General features: G+C 73.3%; 13 protein-coding genes. 9 read left to right on the top strand and 4 right to left on the bottom strand.

Translation table 11 applies throughout. The features are described from left to right. Window positions 1–42 precede the first annotated feature (42 nt). From AB0Q90_RS24240 to AB0Q90_RS24230, 3 genes are all read left to right on the top strand, one after another. Window positions 43–804 (top strand): dienelactone hydrolase family protein, encoded by a 762-nt coding sequence (locus tag AB0Q90_RS24240; RefSeq protein ID WP_363161446.1) that lies wholly within the window; start codon window positions 43–45, stop codon window positions 802–804. 51 nt (window positions 805–855) lie between these two features. Next, window positions 856–1818, top strand: a complete 963-nt coding sequence (locus tag AB0Q90_RS24235; RefSeq protein WP_363161445.1) for an AraC family transcriptional regulator — start codon at window positions 856–858, stop codon at window positions 1816–1818. A 236-nt stretch (window positions 1819–2054) separates the two neighbouring features. Further along, entirely contained in the window at window positions 2055–3254 is a 1200-nt protein-coding gene (locus AB0Q90_RS24230) for an IS110 family transposase (protein ID WP_363161443.1), read from the top strand. Window positions 3255–3262: 8 nt separating this feature from the next. Here AB0Q90_RS24230 and AB0Q90_RS24225 read toward each other — a convergent pair whose 3' ends face one another. Then, window positions 3263–4240 (bottom strand): alpha/beta hydrolase, encoded by a 978-nt coding sequence (locus AB0Q90_RS24225; RefSeq protein WP_363161442.1) that lies wholly within the window; start codon window positions 4238–4240, stop codon window positions 3263–3265. Window positions 4241–4536: 296 nt separating this feature from the next. On the opposite strand from AB0Q90_RS24225, the gene AB0Q90_RS24220 reads away from it, so the two are divergent. Continuing rightward, a complete protein-coding gene (locus tag AB0Q90_RS24220; protein ID WP_363161441.1) occupies window positions 4537–5496 on the top strand; it encodes a helix-turn-helix domain-containing protein in 960 nt (319 codons plus the stop codon). On the opposite strand, the gene AB0Q90_RS24215 is transcribed toward AB0Q90_RS24220, so the two are convergent. Next, on the bottom strand, window positions 5436–6341 hold the full coding sequence (locus AB0Q90_RS24215) for a helix-turn-helix domain-containing protein (RefSeq protein ID WP_363161440.1): 906 nt from the start codon (window positions 6339–6341) through the stop codon (window positions 5436–5438). The two genes, AB0Q90_RS24220 and AB0Q90_RS24215, sit on opposite strands and share 61 nt — an antisense overlap. Before the next feature lie 172 nt (window positions 6342–6513). Between AB0Q90_RS24215 and AB0Q90_RS24210 the strand changes: the two genes are divergently transcribed. Beyond that, window positions 6514–9228: an AAA family ATPase gene (locus AB0Q90_RS24210; RefSeq protein ID WP_363161439.1), complete on the top strand. Its 2715-nt coding sequence runs from the start codon at window positions 6514–6516 to the stop codon at window positions 9226–9228. Here the strand turns inward: AB0Q90_RS24210 and AB0Q90_RS24205 are convergent. Continuing rightward, window positions 9146–11902, bottom strand: a complete 2757-nt coding sequence (locus tag AB0Q90_RS24205) for an AAA family ATPase (RefSeq protein ID WP_363161438.1) — start codon at window positions 11900–11902, stop codon at window positions 9146–9148. The two genes, AB0Q90_RS24210 and AB0Q90_RS24205, sit on opposite strands and share 83 nt — an antisense overlap. A 262-nt stretch (window positions 11903–12164) precedes the next feature. On the opposite strand from AB0Q90_RS24205, the gene AB0Q90_RS24200 reads away from it, so the two are divergent. The 3 genes from AB0Q90_RS24200 to AB0Q90_RS24190 all read left to right on the top strand — a co-directional run bounded on the left by AB0Q90_RS24200 (window position 12165) and on the right by AB0Q90_RS24190 (window position 14736). Beyond that, entirely contained in the window at window positions 12165–13136 is a 972-nt protein-coding gene (locus AB0Q90_RS24200) for an alpha/beta hydrolase (RefSeq protein WP_363161437.1), read from the top strand. Window positions 13137–13335: 199 nt separating this feature from the next. Next, complete coding sequence (locus AB0Q90_RS24195) at window positions 13336–14229, top strand: MHYT domain-containing protein (RefSeq protein ID WP_363161436.1); 894 nt, start codon at window positions 13336–13338, stop codon at window positions 14227–14229. Between the two features lie 150 nt (window positions 14230–14379). Next, window positions 14380–14736 carry an STAS/SEC14 domain-containing protein gene (locus AB0Q90_RS24190; RefSeq protein WP_363161435.1) on the top strand — a complete coding sequence of 119 codons (357 nt, stop codon included), beginning with the start codon at window positions 14380–14382 and terminating at the stop codon, window positions 14734–14736. Between the two features lie 15 nt (window positions 14737–14751). Here the strand turns inward: AB0Q90_RS24190 and AB0Q90_RS24185 are convergent, their stop codons facing one another. Beyond that, window positions 14752–16824, bottom strand: coding sequence for a SpoIIE family protein phosphatase (locus AB0Q90_RS24185; protein WP_363161434.1), 2073 nt, complete (start codon window positions 16822–16824; stop codon window positions 14752–14754). Between the two features lie 239 nt (window positions 16825–17063). On the opposite strand from AB0Q90_RS24185, the gene AB0Q90_RS24180 reads away from it, so the two are divergent. Beyond that, the gene (locus tag AB0Q90_RS24180; protein ID WP_363161433.1) at window positions 17064–17561 is read left to right on the top strand and encodes a hypothetical protein; all 498 of its coding nucleotides are present in this window, start codon (window positions 17064–17066) and stop codon (window positions 17559–17561) included. Window positions 17562–17564: the final 3 nt, after the last annotated feature.

Genomic DNA, 17564 nt, shown 5'->3' with positions numbered 1-17564 from the left:
TTCGTTCATCGCGCTCCCCGCACAGAGAGGCAAACAGCTGTCATGACCGCCATACAGGGAACCGACGTCGACATCGCCACCGAGGACGGCACCGCCGACGCGTACCTGGCCCACCCTGCCGACGGGAACCCCCGGCCCGGGGTCCTGCTCTTCATGGACGCCTTCGGGCTGCGGCCCCGGCTGCGGGCCATGGCCGACCGGCTGGCCGGGGCCGACGCCGGGTACACGGTGCTGGTGCCCAACGTCTTCTACCGGCACGGCCGTTCGCCGGTGGCCGAGCTGCCGGAGTTCATCGACCCGGAGGCACGTCCGGAGATCTTCGAGACCCTCGGCCCGATCATGCGGTCGCTGACGCCGGACCTGGCGATGCGGGACGCCGGTGCCTGGCTGCGGTGGCTGGCCCGGAGCCCGCTCGTTGCCGACGGCCCTGTCGCGGTGACCGGCTACTGCATGGGCGCCCGGCTGACCCTGCTGACCGCCGGTACCCATCCGGAGCGGGTGGCGGCCGCGGCCGGCTTCCACGGCGCGCGCCTGGCGACCGAGGACCCGGACAGTGCACACCTGGTCGCCGACCGGATCACCGCCGAGGTGTACTTCGGCCACGCCGACCAGGACCCGGCACTCCCCCGGGAACAGATCGACCGCCTCGACGACGCCCTGACCGCGGCGGGCGTACGCCACCGCTGCGAGGTCTATGCGGGAGCACCCCACGGCTTCACCCAGGCCGACACCGCCGCGTACGACCGGGAGGCGGACGAGCGGCACTGGGTGGCGCTGCTGGATCTGCTCAAGCGCACGTTCTGACGTCAACAGTGCAGAATGTCCCCCTGAGGGCAGATCCGTTGGGGGGTCTTTGTGCTGTTGCTCGATCTGGAAAGCGTGCCGCCACGTGAGCGGCCGGAGGCGTTTCGCCATGCGCTCACGGACAAGTCGGTGCCCAACGACGTCACCGTGGAGGAGCCGGAGACGGGTGTCCACGCGCGCGTGGAGCGCTGGCAGGTGAGTGATCTTGATCTCTTCGCCATCCGCAACTCGGGTCTTGAGGTGCGGCGCACCGAGCGTCATGTGCACCACCACCGCAGCCGTCCGGTGGTCTCCGTCTCGCTCCAGACGGAGGGCGTGCACCGGGCCGAGGTCGCGGACCGGCGCACGCTCCTGGGCGCCGAGGACATCTGTGTCTTCCACGAGTTGTCGCCCCGCACCTACGGCTGGTCCGGGGACGGGGCCTCGCAGTCCGTCCTGTTCGACATCGGCCGTCTCGGCGTTCCCGTGGACACGGTGGTGAAGGCCTCCCTGCAACTGCGCGCCAGCCCGATGCACGACCTGGTGCTGGGCCATCTGCGGGGCATGTTCCGCGATCCGGAGCGCATGGCGGACGATCCCGGCGCGCAGGCCCTGGCGAACGCGACCACCGAACTCGTACGGGCGCTGCTGCTGTCCGCGGCGCACGCCGTAGAGTCCGACACGGTCCGGTCGGTCATGGACGACACCCTGCTGACCCGGGTCCTGGCGCACGCCCGACGGCATCTCGCGGACCGCGACCTGACCCCCGAGCGGATCGCGGCTGAGCACGCCGTCTCGGTCCGCAGGCTCTACCTTCTGCTGAGCGAGGCGGGCATCAGCCTGGAACAGTGGCTCATCACCGAACGCCTGGCGAAGGCACGGAAGATGCTGGCCTCCCCGCGCTACGACCGCCTCACCGTCGCGGCCGTCGCGGCCCGGTGCGGGTTCAGCAGCCCGAGCCACTTCAGCCGCCGCTTCCAGAGCGCGTACGGGGTGACGCCGAGCGAGTGGCGGCGGCACCGCGAGCACCGGTGACGTCAGGCGGCTCTACCTTCTTGATCGGGTTGATCGAGCCATTCGTAGGGTTGGGTCACCCAGGGGTGCTGGGTGTGGCTATCAGGCGGCTGCCGTCTCGTGGCTGAGCACGCTTCGCCGCCCGGCACCCCACGACGACTCGGCCGCCGATTAGGAAATGCGAACATGTCGCTGAGTAGAGCAATGCCGGCGAGGTCGTCCGTGGTACGAACGGAACGAACGAGCACGCCAGGAGCATGATGAGCCGGATATGGGCGGGGATCGACAGCGGCAAGGGTCACCATCACGGGCTCGCGCTGGACGCAGACGGCAAGACACTGCTGTCGCGGCGGGTCGCCAACGATGAGCCCGAGCTGCTGAAGCTGATCGGCGATGTCCTGGACCTGGCCGACGGCCGTGAGGTCACCTGGGCCATCGACATGACCGGCGGCGAGCCTGCGCTGCTGCTGGCCCTGCTGGTCAATCACGGCCAGGAGGTCCTCTACATTCCCGGCCGCCTGGTCAACCGGGCCTCGGACGGCTACCGCGGCGAGGGCAAGACCGACGCCCGCGACGCCTACGTGATCGCAGACCAGGTCCGGATGCGCCGCGACCTGCGGCCCATCCACCCCGGCGACGAAGCGGCCATCGAGCTGAAGCTGCTGACCGGACGCCGGTCCGACCTAGTCGAGGACCGCACCCGTTCGGTCAACCGCCTGCGTTCCACTCTGATGAGCATGTTCCCGGCCCTGGAACGGGCCCTGGACGTCACCAACACCGGCCCACTCCGACTGCTGACGGGTTACCAGACCCCGGCCGCGATCCGCCGCGCCGGCGTCGCGCGGCTGACGAAGTGGCTGGCCAACCGCAAGGTCCGCAACGCCAGAGCCCTGGCCGAGGCTGCGGTCGAGGCCGCCGAGCGGCAGCACACCGCCGTCCCCGGCGAGAAGACCACCGCCCGGCTGGTCCACACCCTGGCCGGGGAGGTGATGGCCCTCAACGAGCAGATCACCGAGATGGACAAGCTCATCGAGGGCCGGTTTCGCGAGCACGAACTCGCCGACATCGTCCTGAGCGTCCCGGGCATCGGCGCGACGCTCGGAGCCGAATTCCTCGCCGCCGTCGGCGGCAGCCTGGACGAGTTCGACTCCCCGGACGCCCTGGCGGCCTTCGCCGGCGTCGCCCCCGCACCGCGCGACTCGGGCAAGGTCAGCGGCAACCTCCACCGGCCGGTCACCTACCACCGCAGGTTGCAGCGGGTCTTCTACACCTCCGCGCTGGTCAGCGTCCGATGCGACCCGAACTCGCGGAAGTTCTACGACCGCAAACGCGCCGAGGGGAAGAAGCACGTCCAGGCCGTTCTCGCCCTCGCCCGTCGACGCGTCAACGTCATCTGGGCCCCGATCCGTGACCGACGGCGCTACGAAGTCACGCCTCCAGTGATCGCAACCGCTTGACAACAGCATTAGGAAGCGTGCAGGGCCGCGTGCAGGGTGTCGGTCATCTGGATGCGGGCCGCCCTGGAGGCGTCCGTGCCGCGCAGCAGGTCGAACAGGACGAAGCCGTGGATGGTGCCGTGGTAGCGGACCGACACCACCGGAACGTCCGCCTCCCTCAGCCGCGCCGCGTACGCCTCGCCCTCGTCGCGCAGGACGTCGGCCTCCGCGGTGAGGACGAGCGCGGGCGGCAGGCCCCGTAGCCGCCGGACCGTGGCGCGCAGCGGGGAGACGGTGGCCTGGTCACGCGTCTTGAGATCCGGCGCGTACTGCTGCCAGTAGCCCCGCATGGCGCCGCGGCTGAGGAAGTACCCGTGCGCGAACCGGCGGTAGGACGGGGTGTCCATCCCCGCGTCGGTCACCGGGCAGACCAGCACCTGATGGCGGAAGCCCGGACCGCCGCGCTCCCCCGCCACCAGGGTGAGCCCTGCGGCCTGCTGGGCGCCCGCGCTGACGCCGACCACCGCCATCCGGCTGCCGTCCAGCCGCCAGTGCGCGCCGTGGCGGGCGATCCAGCGAGCAACGGTGTACGCCCGCTCGACGGCGCCCGGGTGGCGGGCGTCGGCCGGCCCGTCGTACTCGGGGACGACGACGGCCGCGTCCGTGCCGAGGACGAGGTCGGCCACCAGCTGACGGTGCGCGTAGGCATCGGTCAGCATCCAGCCGAGCCCGTGCAGATAGAGCACCACCGGCAGGGCCTCGGCGCTGCCGGCCGGGCGCAGGATCCGTACCCGAATGCGCCGGCCGTCAGCTCCGGGCAGGGCCAGCCACTCCTCCTCCACGTCGGGCTCGTTACGGCCGCCGCCGTCCCACAGGGCCGCCATGCGGGCCTTGGACACGGTGGCGCCGGCGTCCGGCGAGACGAGCCAGTTGTGTGCCGCGACGAAGTCCCGCGTCCGCCGCTCCAGCACAGGCGTTCGCCGAAGGGCTGGTACGTCTTCTTCCACCGGGAACTCCTGCGCATGGGGGGACCATCACGGGGCCGCCGGTCGGAGCGGCTCCGCACCGCGGCCGGGCAGGCAGACGCTCGGTGCGGCAGGCGGCTCCCACCCTAGGGGCCCGGGCACGGCGGGCGGACGGCGGCACGGCACGGATACGTGCCGCTGAGTGCACACTTCGGCGACCGCCGGGGCCGGTGCGCCGGTACCCGCGGCGAAGTGCAGTCATTTGACCTAATGCCTCCTCGGAAGGCCGCCGGAGACTCGGACCGTGCACCGACTCCGGACAGCAGAAGGGAGCCGTCGTGAGCACTCGAACCCGCGCGGCCGTTCCACTGGGCGCCGAGGCGTCCACCGAGGTAATCGCCGCCCTGTCGACGTGGCTGGCACCGATGGTGGAGCGCACGGACCGGGCGGGCCGCGACGGCGAGTTCGTGACCCTGCATCACTTCGGGTACGTGCGCATGATCACCTGTGCGGCCGGGCCGCTGCGGCTGGCACGTGACGCGGGGCCGGACGGCGGAGCCTCGGTGGCGCTGCTGCTGCCGCGCGAGGGGACCGTGCAGCTGGCTCAGGACGGCCGGACGGCCCGGGCGGGGAGCGGGCAGCCGGTCCTCGTCGACCTGCGGCGGCCCTTCTCGGTCGAGCACGACAGCCAGGCCCGGGTGCTCTACTTCCGGCTGCCCGCCCACGCGTTGCACGTTCCGGCGGCCTCCCTGCAGTCCGCCACCGCCCGCGTGCTCACGCCGTCGGGCACCGTGGCCGCCCTCCTGGCGGCCGTGCTCCGGTACCTGGACGAGTCGGCGCTCCGGCTGCCCGCCGCGGTCGGCGAGCGGCTCGGGGGGCTGGTCACCGACCTGGCGGCCGCGCTGGTCGACGATCTCGCCGAGGACGCGGGCGGGCCGTCGACGCAAGGAGGGCATCATCTGGTCGCCGCGATCCGCCAGTACGTCGAACAGCACCTGGGCGACCCGGAGCTGTGCGCGGAAGGCATCGCCCGGGCGCATCTGATCTCGGTGCGCTATCTGCACCGCCTGTTCGAGGGCGAGGACGTCACCGTGGGCCGGCTCATCCTGCGCCTGCGGGTCGAGCAGTGCGCCAGGGAGCTGTCCAGGCGCGGACGGGTGACCCCGTCCATCGCCGTGGTGGCGTCCCGCTGGGGCTTTCGCAGCGCGGCGCACTTCAGCCGCTCCTTCAAAGCGGTTCACGGGTGTTCGCCGCTGCAGTGGCGCCGCTCGGGGAGCGTGGCGCCCGCCGCGGACTGACCGGCCGCGGCCGTGGTCCGGGCAGGCTCCCTGCTGTCGCGCCAGTCGCTGGGCGACATGCCGTACGCCGCGCGGAAGCTGCGGCTGAAGTGGGTGGCGCTGGCGAAGCCCCAGCGCCGGGCGACCGCCGACACCGTGATGTCGCCGCGGCCCGGGCGGGCGAGTTCACGCCGGGCCTCCTCCAGCCGGCGGTGCTGAATCCAGCGGCCGACCGTGCTGCCCTGGCCCTCGAAGAGCCGGTGCAGATAGCGGATCGAGATGTGCAGCGCCTCGGCAATGCCGGCCGGGGTCAGCCCGCGGTCCCACAGGTGGGCGTCGACGTGCGCGCGCACCCGCCGGACCAAGGCCTCGCGGTCCTGTCCGGCCCGCGGCCCGGGGTCGGCGTCCCCGGCGGCCAGCAGGGCGACCAGGTCGGCGACGCCGCCGGCCAGATGACGGGCCGTGTACGGCGAGGTTGCGGGCGGTGCCGCGGCGATCTCCCGCAGCACGGAGGCGAGCAGCGGCGCGACCGGCCCGTCGGCGCACGGCGCACGGCCGCAGAGAGCCGCCACCTGCTGATCGGTGAGGGTCAGGGCGCGCCGCGGGATCCGCACCAGGTGCAGGGTGAACTCCTCGGTCTCGCGCAGGACGAAGGGCTCGGCCGCGTCGTGGAGGAAGACGGCGTTCGGAGGGCAGGCCGCGCCGGTCCCCCGGCGGACGAGGGTGGCCCGGCCGACGGTGTGCAGTCCGAGGAGCACGGCGTCGCCGTCGGGGTCGTGGACGACGTCCTGGGCAGCTCCCCCGAAGGTGCTCACCCGCAGGAATCCGAAGGTACGGCGGTCGGCGGGTGTGGGCGGCGAGGTCATGCGGCTCCCTGGTCGAGCGTTTGGTGCGGGTGGTTCCCGATCAGCCTGCGGCGCCGGAACCCGCAGGTGAGAGGGGTGTCCGGCATCGCTGCGGGCAGGGGCAAGAGCCGTGCACGCTGGGGCAACGCGGCGGTGGCACCGTGTTCCTTGAGCACACGGCGAAGGAGCAGCCATGGGGAACGCACCGGCCGGCACGGCGTTGGTGGGCCGGCGACGCGAGCGCCTGCTGCTGGAACGGCGCCTGGACGACGCCCGGTCCGCGGCGGGCGGTTCGGCGACCGTGCTGCGGGGCGACGCCGGTATCGGGAAGACCGCGCTGCTGGACTGGACGGCCGCGCAGGCCGAGCGCCGCGGGTTCACCGTGCTGCGGGCGGCGGGTGCCGAGTCGGAGACCGGTGTCGCCTTCGGCGCGCTGCGGCAGGTGCTCCGGCCGCTGCAGGACAGCTCGGGGGCGCTGCCGGGACAGCAGCAGGCCGCTCTCGAAAGGGCACTTGGCCTGCGGGAGGGGTTGCCTCCGAGCGGCTTCATGGTCGGTGCGTCCGTGCTGGCCCTCGTCTCGCAGGAGGCACGCCGTCGCCCGCTTCTGATCCTCGTGGACGACCTGCACTGGGTGGACTCCTCCAGCACCGCCGTCCTCGTCTTCCTCCACCAGCGGCTGGCGTCCCTGCGTGCGGTCATGGTGTGCGCGAGCCGGCCGGAGGGCCCGGCGCTGGAGGGCTGGCCCGCGCACCCGGTGCAGGTGGAGGCGCTGTCGGGCGAGGACTCCCGGGCTCTGCTGCGGCACTGGCATCCGACGCTGGCCGCCGCCACGGCTCACCGGGTGATGGACGAGGCCGCGGGCAACCCCCTGGCGCTGGCCGAGTTGCCGGACCAGTTGGCGCACGAACAGCGCACGGGTGCCCTGCCGCTGCCGGAGCGGCTGCCGCTCGGGCAGCGGCTGGAGGCGCTGTACGCGCGGCGGCTGCGCTCACTGCCGGCCAAGGCCACGCGGATGCTGCTGCTGACCGCGCTGGACAGCGCCGGGAGCGGTGTCGTGCGGGAGCGCACGGAATCGGTCCTCGACCGTATCGAGGCCGGTGGGCTGGCCCACCTGGACGACACGGGACGGCTGGTCTTCCGGCATCCCCTGGTGCGCAGCGCCGTGATCGCCTCCGCGTCCGAGGCGGAGCGGCGGGACGCCCACCGGACGCTGGCGGAGCGGCTGCCCACGGACGACCCGCGCCGGCTGATGCACGAGGCCGCCGCGGCGCAGGGCCCGGACGAGGCGCTGGCCGCCCGGTTGCAGGAGGCCGGCACCCGCATCGCCCTGCGCGGCGGTGACGCGGAGGGCGCGCTGCTGCTGGACCGAGCGGCCGCGCTCAGCGCCGACGCCGGCAACCGGGCGCGCCGGCTGACCTGGGCGGCCGTGATGTCGGCACGGGGCGGGCGCCTGGCGTACGCGGCCGAGCTGGTGCGGGAGTTGCGGCGCGCGCCGGTTCCGGAGGACATCGCCCCGTTGTTCTCGTACACGGTGGTGTACGTGGACCAGAGCCACCACGTCGACTTCGCGTCGTCGTTCGCGCTGCTGCCCCGGGCCCTGGAGGCCCTGACCGCGCCCGGCGCCCCGGTCTTCGGTGACCTGGTCGAGCAGATGGCCTTCAAGTTGCTGCTGGCCTGCACGTACACGGGCGACGCCCGCGGCTGGGAGGTGCTGGAGCGGCATCGGGAGCGGCTGGCCCCCGTCGCCCGGCTGTGCATGCGTGCCTGGGCGGACCCGCCGCGCACGGCACACGGGGCGGAGGCGGAGCTGCGTGCGCTGGTGGCGCGTACGACGGCGGGGCAGGAGGCCGGCAAGGCCTGGCTGGTGCTGTGGGCGGCGTCGGCGGTGGACGCGGCCGACGCGGAGCTGCGCCGCCTGTTCGGTCAGGACCACGCCTACGCCACGCAGGGCTCGGTCGCGAAGGCGCGCTGCCACCAGGCGTTCCTGCGGGGCGACTGGAGTGCCGCCGAGGACTGCGTGCGCGAGGCGGAGACGGCGGACGAGCTGGGCTATCACTGCAACGCCCTGCTCTTTCGGCACTATCACGCGCACTTCCTGGCGGGCCGCGGCGACGAGCGGGGGTTTCGCGGGGTGCGGGCGCGGATCGGGCCGACGGCGGCGCGGGCCCGGATGCGGTTCGTGACGGACCATCTGGACCGGCTTGAGGCGCTCGTGGACCTGGCGCACGGGCGGCACGGGCAGGCCTACGCGCGGCTGCGCCGGCTGATGGCTCCGGGCGAGCTGCCGCGCGGTCTGTCCTGGTTCCATCTGCCGTTCTTCGACTTCGTCGTCGCGAGCCTCGGCGTCGGCCGCCGGGCGGAGGCGTGCGCCCATGTGGCGGCCGGGCGGGCGGCGCGCATGGACGAGATCTCCGCGCATCACGCCTTTCTGCTGGCCGCGGCGACCGCGGTGACGGCCACGGACGAGGCGGACGCGGCCTACGCGGCGGCCTATGCCGTGCCGGGATCGGGCCAGTGGGTGTTCGATCTGGCGCGGCTGCGGCTGGCGCACGGTTCCTGGCTGCGCCGGCAAGGGCGGTACGCCGAGGCGGACGACGTGCTGCGGGCCGCCCACCGCGCCTTCCTGGAATTGGGGGCCGCTCCCTGGGCGGAGCAGTGCCGGGCCGAGCTGTGCGCCCTGGACCAGGGGCCCCTCACGGCGCAGGAGCTGCGCATCGCCCGCCTGGTCGCGACGGGCCTGACGAACAAGGAGGTCGGCGCCGTGCTGGGCCTGTCCCCGCGCACGGTCGCGGCCCACCTGTACCGGATCTTCCCCAAGCTGGAGATCACCTCGCGTGCGGGTCTGGCGCGGGCGCTGGCAGGTGACGGGTCTCCTCCAGTGCCCGAGCCACTCCGGCACGGGTCGTGATGCCCAGCTTCGGGAAGATCCGGTACAGGTGCGCGCCGACGGTACGGGGTGACAGCCCGAGCCGCTCGCCGATCTGACGGTTGGTCAGGCCCTGGGCGGCGAGTTCGGCGATCCGTGTCTCCTGGGCGGACAGCAACGGGTGCTGTCCGGCTGTGGCCGAGCGGAGTTCCGCGGCGGCCTGTTCGGCCCACGGCCCGGCGTCCAGGCGGGCGAAGGCCGTGCGGGCGGCCCGGAGCCGGTCGGCCGCCTGTTCGGCGCGGCCGTGGCGGCGGAGCCATCGGCCGTGCGCGAGGTGGGCCCGGGCCAGTGGGAAGGGCCAGGTGTGCGCGCCAGGAAGGGCGTAGACGGCCTCGTAGCGACGGTCGGCCTCGTCGTCGGTGGCGGCGAGCGCCTCGGCGACGGCCACGAGGAAGGTGTGGTGGGCGGAGACGCGGGCGAGTCCGGCCGCAGCTACGGCTGTCAGGTGGCGCCGGGCCTCCGCGTGCCGCCCGCTGTCGACCGCGGCCTGCACCCAGTCGACGAGCGACAGATGGAACCAGGGCGTGCGCGAGGGGACCGCGCCGGGCGGGGCGAGGGCCCGCGCGTGGTGCCAGGCCTCGTCGGCCCGGCCGTGGGCGAGCGCGCACAGCGCCTTCAGGGCGTGCAGCCGCTCGGCGACCAGGCGCAGGTGGCATTCCCGGGCCGCCGTGCCGAGGACGGGTTCCAGCGCGGCGAGTCCGGGGCGGTCCCCGCGGGCGGCGAGGACCTGCCCGGCGTTGTGCAGGAAGAGGATCTCGTTGAGCGTGTGGTGGTAGGCGGCGGAGGTGTCCGCGCCCCGGCGGGACACGGCGAGGGACTCGTCCCAGCGCCCGTGCAGGAAGTCGTCGTGGGCGCAAAGGGCTTCGACGAAGGCCTGGGGGACGTGCGGGCCGCCGCGAGCGAGGGAGCGCAGTGCGTCGTGCTCGCCCACGGCGTCCACGGCGACGGCGGCCCACAGCAGGAGCCATACGGCGGCGGTCTCCTGGCCCTTGGGCAGGTCGGCGACCGCCTCGCGCAGCCGCGTCGGCACCTCGTGCACCGTCCGGGGCGGCCCGGACCACGCCCGTACGGCGATGTCGGCCGCCTCGGAAACGTCCGCCGCATGCTGGGCCACGGCCGCCCACGCCCGCTCGTCGCCGGTGTGGACGGCGGCGAGGAGGAGCAGGAAGAGCATCGGCTCGCGCAGTCGCTCGTGCGGTCCCCCGGCCAGGGCCCGGGGGATCAGCTCGATCGAGGGCATCGGGTCGCCGTCCAGCTGGAGGGTGGTGCAGGCGACGGCGTAGGCGTACGGGGCGGCGGGTTCGGGCCGTCCCGGGCGGGCCTCGGTCTCGGCCCGGGCGAGGAGTTCGGCGGCCAGGTTCAGCCGTGCGCCGCGTGCGGCGAGCGCCGCCGCGGTGACCAGGCGCGCGGTCCGGGTCGTGCTGTCCGGGCTGAGGCCGGCCGCGCGCGCCATCATCCGGGCCGCCTCGGCGTCCTTGCCCCGGGCGGCCGTCCGGTCGGCCTCGGTGTGCAGCAGTTCGGCCAGTGCGCTGTCGGTGCCGACGGCAGCGCTCGCCAGATGCAGGATCCGCGCGGGGCTGCTCGCGGGCAGGACGTCCGCGAGCAGCCGGTGCGCGGCCCGGTGTTCGGCCGGGGAGGCGATGTGCAGCAGACCGGCGCGCACCAGTGGATGCCGGAACTCCACCAGATCCTGGGCGGGATCGACCTGGGCCAGCGCCGAGTCCTCGATGCTCTTCCGGGCGGCGGTCCACGACATCCGCGCGTCCCGTTCCGCCATGTCCCGCAGCACGCGGACGCGTTGGGCCGACGGGCCGCCGAGGGCCGCCGCCAGCAACAGGCTCCGGGCCGGGTCCGGCAGGGCGCGCAGCCTGTCCTCGTACAGGCGTCCGAGGCGTTCGCCCAGGGCCAGTTCGTCGAAGAGGTCGGCGATGGCGGTCGCCCCCGGGGTCGGCGGGTGCGTGGCCGCTCTGCGTATCTGCTCGGGCAGCTCGTGCAGGGCGAGCGGATTGCCACCGGCCACCCGCAGCACCCGCCGGCGCGCCCCTTCGGGCAGCCAGGGGTGAAGGGTGCGCAGCAGCCGCTCGGCCTGCGGCTCCTCCAGAGGCGGGAGGTCGATCACGGGGCCGGGAAGGCCCGCCACGGCTCCAGTGTGCCGGGTCGTGGCGATGACGACGACGGGCAGCGGGGCCAGGTGCCGGCACAGGTGCACAAAGACGGCGAGGCTGGCCGGGTCGGCCCAGTGCAGGTCGTCCTGGAGCACGACGACGGGCTGCCGTCGCGAGGCGCGGGCGAGCAGCGCCAGGGCGGCGTCGGCGACCAGGGCCGACTCGGGCGGTGTGCCGTCGCGGACGCCCAACGCGACCTCCAGGGCGTGCCGTTGTACGCCCGGGAGGGCCGGTATGTCGTCGAGGAGCGGCCAGAGCACCTGGTGCAGTGCCGCGTACGGCAGTCGGGACTCGGCCTTCGCGCCGGTCATCCGCAGGACGTACAGCCCCGCACGGCGCGCCGCCGACTCGGCCGCCGCCAGCAATGCGCTCTTGCCCATGCCGGGGTCGCCCCGCAGAACCACGGAGGTACCACTGGCCGCGATGCCCGCCAGCGCCGCGTCGACGGCCGCGCTCTGAACGTCGCGTCCCACCAGCCTGGCCTCGGTCATTCCGCTCTCTTCCCCACCTGCGCGCCCGTGCCGCGCCCCCGCACGGCCCAGTAGACCAGAGAGCGCTCCCGGATCACGCCGACGCCAGGATCCGGACAGCAACGGAGTGGATCAGCGCCGACCGTGCGCTTGCCGCGCTTTCCATGCACTGTGGGGTAAGAGCCGGTGCACTGGCGGTCGGCCTCTCGCGTCCCGAGGTTCCTAACGTGGAGAACCGCGCCGCCCCAAGACCCCGGCGCACCCCCGAGCTCAGGAGAAACTCATGACCGACGCCGTCGAGCCGGTCCAGCCGGTCCTGGAACCGGCGGCCGCCGCTTTCGCCGAGGCGACCGCGAACCCGCCGTACCTGTTCGAGCTGCCGCCCGCGGAGGGCCGCAAGGCGGTCGACGAGGTGCAGTCGGGCGACATCGCAAAGCCCGCGGTCGACGAGGAGTGGATCACCGTCTCGGGCGGTCCGACGGGCAGTGTCCGCGCCCGTATCGTCAAGCCCGCGGGTGCCGAGGGCCCCCTGCCGGTGATCGTCTACATTCACGGCGCGGGCTGGGTGTTCGGCAACGCCCACACCCATGACCGCCTGGTGCGCGAACTCGCCGTCGGCGCGGGTACCGCCGTCGTCTTCCCCGAGTACGACCTCTCCCCCGAGGTGCGCTACCCGGTGGCCATCGAGCAGAACTTCACCGTGGCGCAGTGGGTCGTGGAGCAGGGCGCGACGAAGGGGCTGGACGCCGCGCGCATCGCGGTCGCCGGTGACTCGGTCGGCGGGAACATGTCGGCCGCGCTGACCTTGATGGCCAAGCAGCGTGGTGGCATCCCCCTGGTGCAGCAGGTGCTGTTCTACCCGGTCACCGACGCGAGCTTCGACACCGGTTCCTACCGGCAGTTCGCCACCGGCTACTTCCTGCGCCGCGACGGCATGCAGTGGTTCTGGGACCAGTACACGACCGACGAGGCCGAACGCGCCCAGATCACCGCCTCCCCGCTGCGCGCCACCACCGAGCAGCTCGCGGGCCTGCCTCCGGCGCTGGTCATCACCGGCGAGGCCGACGTGCTGCGCGACGAGGGCGAGGCCTACGCGGCCAAGCTGCGCGCAGCGGGCGTTGCGGTCACCGCCGTCCGCTTCCAGGGCATCATCCACGACTTCGTCATGCTCAACGCCCTGCGCGAGACCCACGCCGCCGAAGCCGCGATCAACCTCGCCGTCGCCACCCTGCGCACCGCGCTGCACGGCAACTGACGAGACGCGCCCCGGAGTTCACGCGCCCCGTACGGCCGTACGGGGCGCGTGGCGTGGCCGGAATTCATCCCTTGGCGATCGGAGTACACGCATGGTGACCAAGTGTTAACCGTGGACTTCTGGTAACGACTTGCTTTACGCGTTCCTTACACGTAGACCTTGCACCACAACCCGCGATGACTCTGGGGGGAGTTGGCGCATGCAAGGCACGGTGGACGGATTCCGCTACGGAGCGGTGACCCTGGTGGCGGCCTACTTGATGGCCTGCCTGGGAGGGGCTCTGGGACTGCGGTGCGTGGTCCGCTCCCTCCTCAACGAGCAGTCATGGAAGCCCGGTTGGCTGGCGCTGGGCGCCGCCTCGATCGGTACCGGCATCTGGACGATGCACTTCATCGCCATGATCGGTTTCCAGGTCGAGGAGACCCGGATCCGCTACGACGCGAGCCTGACGGTGCTGAGCCTGATCGTGGCGATCCTCGTCGTCGGCATCGGTGTGTTCATGGTCGGCTACCGCGGCGCGGGCGCAACCACGCTGACCCTGGCGGGCATCATCACCGGACTCGGCGTCGCGGCCATGCACTACCTCGGCATGGCGGCGATGCAGCTCAACGGCGACATCCAGTACGACGACCTCACCGTCGCCCTGTCGCTGCTGATCGCGGTCGCCGCGGCCACCGCCGCTCTGTGGGCGGCCGTCTCCGTCCGCGGCTTCCTGATGAGCCTCGGGGCCAGCCTGATCATGGGCGTGGCGGTGTCCGGGATGCACTACACCGCCATGGCCGCCGTCGACGTCCATGTGCACAGCGCGGCAAACTCCGCCTGGTCGGGAGACTCGCCCACCTCACTGCTGCTGCCCATGCTCCTCGGCCCAGTCATCTTCCTGCTGCTGGCCGGCGTCGTGGTCATGTTCGACCCGCTCCTGGTGCTCGGCGACGGCGAGTGGAACCGGCCCACGGGCGCCGGCCGCGCACTGCCCGCCGAACCGGCGACGCCCGGATCGCTCTTCGACGCAGCGCCCCGCTCCACGGGCACCGGACCCCGTTGGCAGCAGCCGGGACCGTCGGGGGACGCGGCACCCACGCGCGAGTGGTGACACCGGTGAGGTGAGGGACGGTCCTCGCGCCCGGCCGGAACGTCACCCGTTCGGCCGCGGCCCCGCATGCGCCGCACGCGGGCCCACCGTCCAATGGGACGGGGCGTCGCACCAGCGCGCCTGTCGCCGGTTTCGCGCCAAGGAGAAGACATGATCAGGCAGTTGGAGAACATGCCGGCCGGTGTCGTCGGTTTCGAGGCGTCCGGGAAGCTCTCCGCGGAGGACTACCGCGATGTCGTGCTGCCCGCGCTCGTCGGCGCCGCCGGGACGGGCGAGGTGCGCTTCCTGCTCGTCGTACGCGACTTCGAGGGCATGACGAGCGGAGCGGTCTGGGAGGACCTCAAGGTCGGCGTCGAGCATCTGCGGGCGTGGAAGCGCGTCGCTCTGGTGACCGACATCGAGTGGATGAGCCACCTCACCTCCCTCTTCGGCTGGATGACCCCCGGCGAGACGAAGACCTTCGCGCTCGACGCGCGGGAGCAGGCCCTGGCCTGGGTCTCCGGCTGACCGGGGCGCCGCACCTCAGGGGGCGGCCGGCGGCCCGGCGTCGTCGCTCGCACCGTCCAGCACCTGTTCGCACCAGATGGTCTTGCCCCGGCGCCCGAAGCGCGTCCCCCAGCGCGCGGCGAGCCCGGCGATGATGCACAGTCCGCGTCCGCCCTCGTCGCTCTCACCGGCGTGCCGCAGGTGCGGGGCCGTACTGCTGCCGTCGGAGACCTCGCAGCCCAGGGACCTGTCGCGGATCATGCGGAGCCGGATGGGCGGAGTGCCGTAGCGGATGGCGTTGGTGACCAGCTCGCTGACGATGAGCTCGGTGGTGAAGGCGAGGTCGTCCAGCCCCCAGGCCGCCAGTTGCCGTTCGGCGAGGTGCCGTGCGGTGGAGACCACGGCCGGATCGCCGGGCAGGGTCCATTCGGCGACGTGGCGCTCGTCCAGCCCGCGGGTCCGGGCGAGCAGCAGGACCGCGTCGTCCTCGCCCTGCTCGCGCATCAGGGCGTACACGGCATCGTCGACCAGTTGCTGCAGCGCACGGTCGGGATGCCGCAGCACGCGGTGCAGGGTCTGCGCGGTGGCCGCGAGGCCGGTTCCCGACGCCGAGGCGAGCCCGTCGGTGAAGAGCGCCAGGACCGCGCCGTCGGGCAGGTCGGCACACGCGGACTCGTAATCGCCCGTGCCGGTGCCGAGCAGGGGGCCGACCGGGATGTCGAACGCGAGGCGTTCCCCGTGCGGCGAGACGGTCACCGGCGGCGGGTGTCCGGCGCTGGCGGCCGTGCAGGTGCGGGTCACCGGATCGAAGACCGCGTACAGACAGGAGGCGGTCACCGGCTCACCGGGCTCGCGGGGCAGCGCGGCGGCGGTCTCGTCCAGGCCGGACAGCAGCTCCTCCGGCGCAAGGTCGCGCACCGCCAGTGCCAGCAGGGCCGTCCGGAGCTGGCCCATGGCGGCCGCGGCCTCGATGCCGCTGCCACTGACGTCGCCCACGGTGAGGGCGACGCGGGCACCCGAGAGCGGGATGACGTCGTACCAGTCGCCGCCCGCGCCCACGGTGCCGGGCAGATGGAGAGGCACCGTGTCCATGACGGTCGACGCGGGCGGGGTACGGGGCAGCAGGTGCCGTTGCAGGGTGGTGGCGACGGTGCGTTCGCGGGCGTAGCTGCGGGCGTTGTCGATGCTCAGTGCCGTGCGCTGGGCGAGCTGCGCGGCCAGCTCCAGGTCCTCCTCGTCGTAGGGTTCCGGATTCCTGTGGCGGTAGTGGCCGAGGATGCCGAGGACGGTGCCGCGCACCACGAGCGGCGTGACGATCAGGGAGTGGACGCCGGCCTGCGTGAGCTGTCGGGCGCGTTCGGCGTCGGCGGTCAGCCACGGCTCGTCCGCGGTGAGACGGGCGACGAGGCGGGGCCGGGCGTCGTGCAGGCTCTGGGTGAAGGGGGTCGGGAAGGGGAAGGTGATCAGTCCGCCCGGTTCGATCGGTCCCGCCGCCCCGGTGACCGAGCGGAACGCGGCACGCCGCAGCGGTACGTCGGCACCCACCGGGCCCTCGCGCGGGCCGGTTCCCCGAACCGCCTCGTCGAGGATGTCCACGGTCACGGCGTCCGCGAACCGGCCGACCACCACCGCGGTCAGCGCCTCCGCCGTGGCCCGCACGTCCAGGCTGGTGCCGATCCGCCGGTGGGCGTCGTGCAGGATGTCCAGCCGGTCCGCGGCGCGCCGGCGCGCGGTGACGTCCTGCACCACGGCCACGCCGCGCACGGTGCCGCTGTCGAGCCGGACCCGGAACATCGACAGGGAAACGGTCATCCCGTGCCGGGGATCGTCCGGGGTACGCCCGCCGAGCAGCAGGTCCCGCACCTGGGCGCCGCCCGTGAGCACCTGCCGTGCCAGCACGGTGAGTTCGGGGTCGTCGAAGTCCTCGGCGAAATCTCCGAGCCGGTGTCCGATCACCGCATCGGGGCGGAGCCCCCGCACGCCGCGCGCCGCGGAGTTGTAGCGGACCACCCGCAGCTCCTCGTCGAAGACGAAGAGCCCCACGGGCGCCTGGGTGAACAGGGCCTCCAGCACAGCGGCGTCCAGCTCACTGCCGTCGGGTCCGGACACGGGTGCACCTCCGGGCTGGCGCGGTCGTTCATGAGCGGCGCCGGGCCCCGTTCCTTCCCGGTCGGCGGCATCTCCCGCGGGACGACGGCATCCCTTCCAGCTTCGGGCACACAGCGCCGGGGGACCACGCGGAATGGGCCGCTGAGGTGAGACGAGGCGGTCCGGCACCGAGGGTCGCCAGTGCGAACCGTGTCTGGTCTACTCGGGGCACAAGATCCGATGAGCGACGGGGGCGGGCCATGGGCGTGCTGTACGACTACTTCCACGCGACCGACCACACCACGGCGGTGAACCAGGCCGTCGGCCCCGGCGGCGACTGGCACCGAGGGACATCGCTGGAGGAGACGGGCGCGGACTGGATCGACGCCAAGGGCCTGGACCCGGACGTCGTCCTGGCCCAGCTCGTCGCCTACGCCGAGGCCGTCCCCTTCCCCGATCAGCCGGACCAGCCGGAGCTGGTCTGGCCCGAGTCGCCGTACCCCGAGGGCGAGCCCGTGGACGCCGGCTCCCCCTGGGCCACGGGGTTGATACTCCAGCAGCTGCCCGACCGCTGGCGTGACGTCCTGGCCGCCCTCCCCGAGTACGCCGAGCCGATGGTCGCCGCCCAGTGGTACGACATCGAGGAGGTCGACTTCGCGGAGTACCGCGACGCCAAGGAGGCAGTGGGGGTGTTCGTGGCTCTGGCGCGCCGGGCGCTGGCCGCGGACGCCCATCTGTACTGCCGGTCCAGCCTGTGAAGC

It is taken from the genome of Streptomyces sp. NPDC079141, assembly GCF_040686775.1.
GTDB lineage: Bacteria > Actinomycetota > Actinomycetes > Streptomycetales > Streptomycetaceae > Streptomyces.
This window is presented reverse-complemented; position numbering and strand designations above follow the sequence as displayed.

Excerpts from the sequence above, each read along its gene's own strand:
- AB0Q90_RS24240 (WP_363161446.1), top strand. The coding sequence starts at position 43 with ATGACCGCCATACAGGGAACCGACGTCGACATCGCCACCGAGGACGGC.
- AB0Q90_RS24230 (WP_363161443.1), top strand. The coding sequence starts at position 2,055 with ATGATGAGCCGGATATGGGCGGGGATCGACAGCGGCAAGGGTCACCAT.
- AB0Q90_RS24215 (WP_363161440.1), bottom strand. The coding sequence starts at position 6,341 with ATGACCTCGCCGCCCACACCCGCCGACCGCCGTACCTTCGGATTCCTG.
- AB0Q90_RS24210 (WP_363161439.1), top strand. The coding sequence starts at position 6,514 with ATGGGGAACGCACCGGCCGGCACGGCGTTGGTGGGCCGGCGACGCGAG.
- AB0Q90_RS24205 (WP_363161438.1), bottom strand. The coding sequence starts at position 11,902 with ATGACCGAGGCCAGGCTGGTGGGACGCGACGTTCAGAGCGCGGCCGTC.
- AB0Q90_RS24200 (WP_363161437.1), top strand. The coding sequence starts at position 12,165 with ATGACCGACGCCGTCGAGCCGGTCCAGCCGGTCCTGGAACCGGCGGCC.
- AB0Q90_RS24195 (WP_363161436.1), top strand. The coding sequence starts at position 13,336 with ATGCAAGGCACGGTGGACGGATTCCGCTACGGAGCGGTGACCCTGGTG.
- AB0Q90_RS24190 (WP_363161435.1), top strand. The coding sequence starts at position 14,380 with ATGATCAGGCAGTTGGAGAACATGCCGGCCGGTGTCGTCGGTTTCGAG.
- AB0Q90_RS24180 (WP_363161433.1), top strand. The coding sequence starts at position 17,064 with ATGGGCGTGCTGTACGACTACTTCCACGCGACCGACCACACCACGGCG.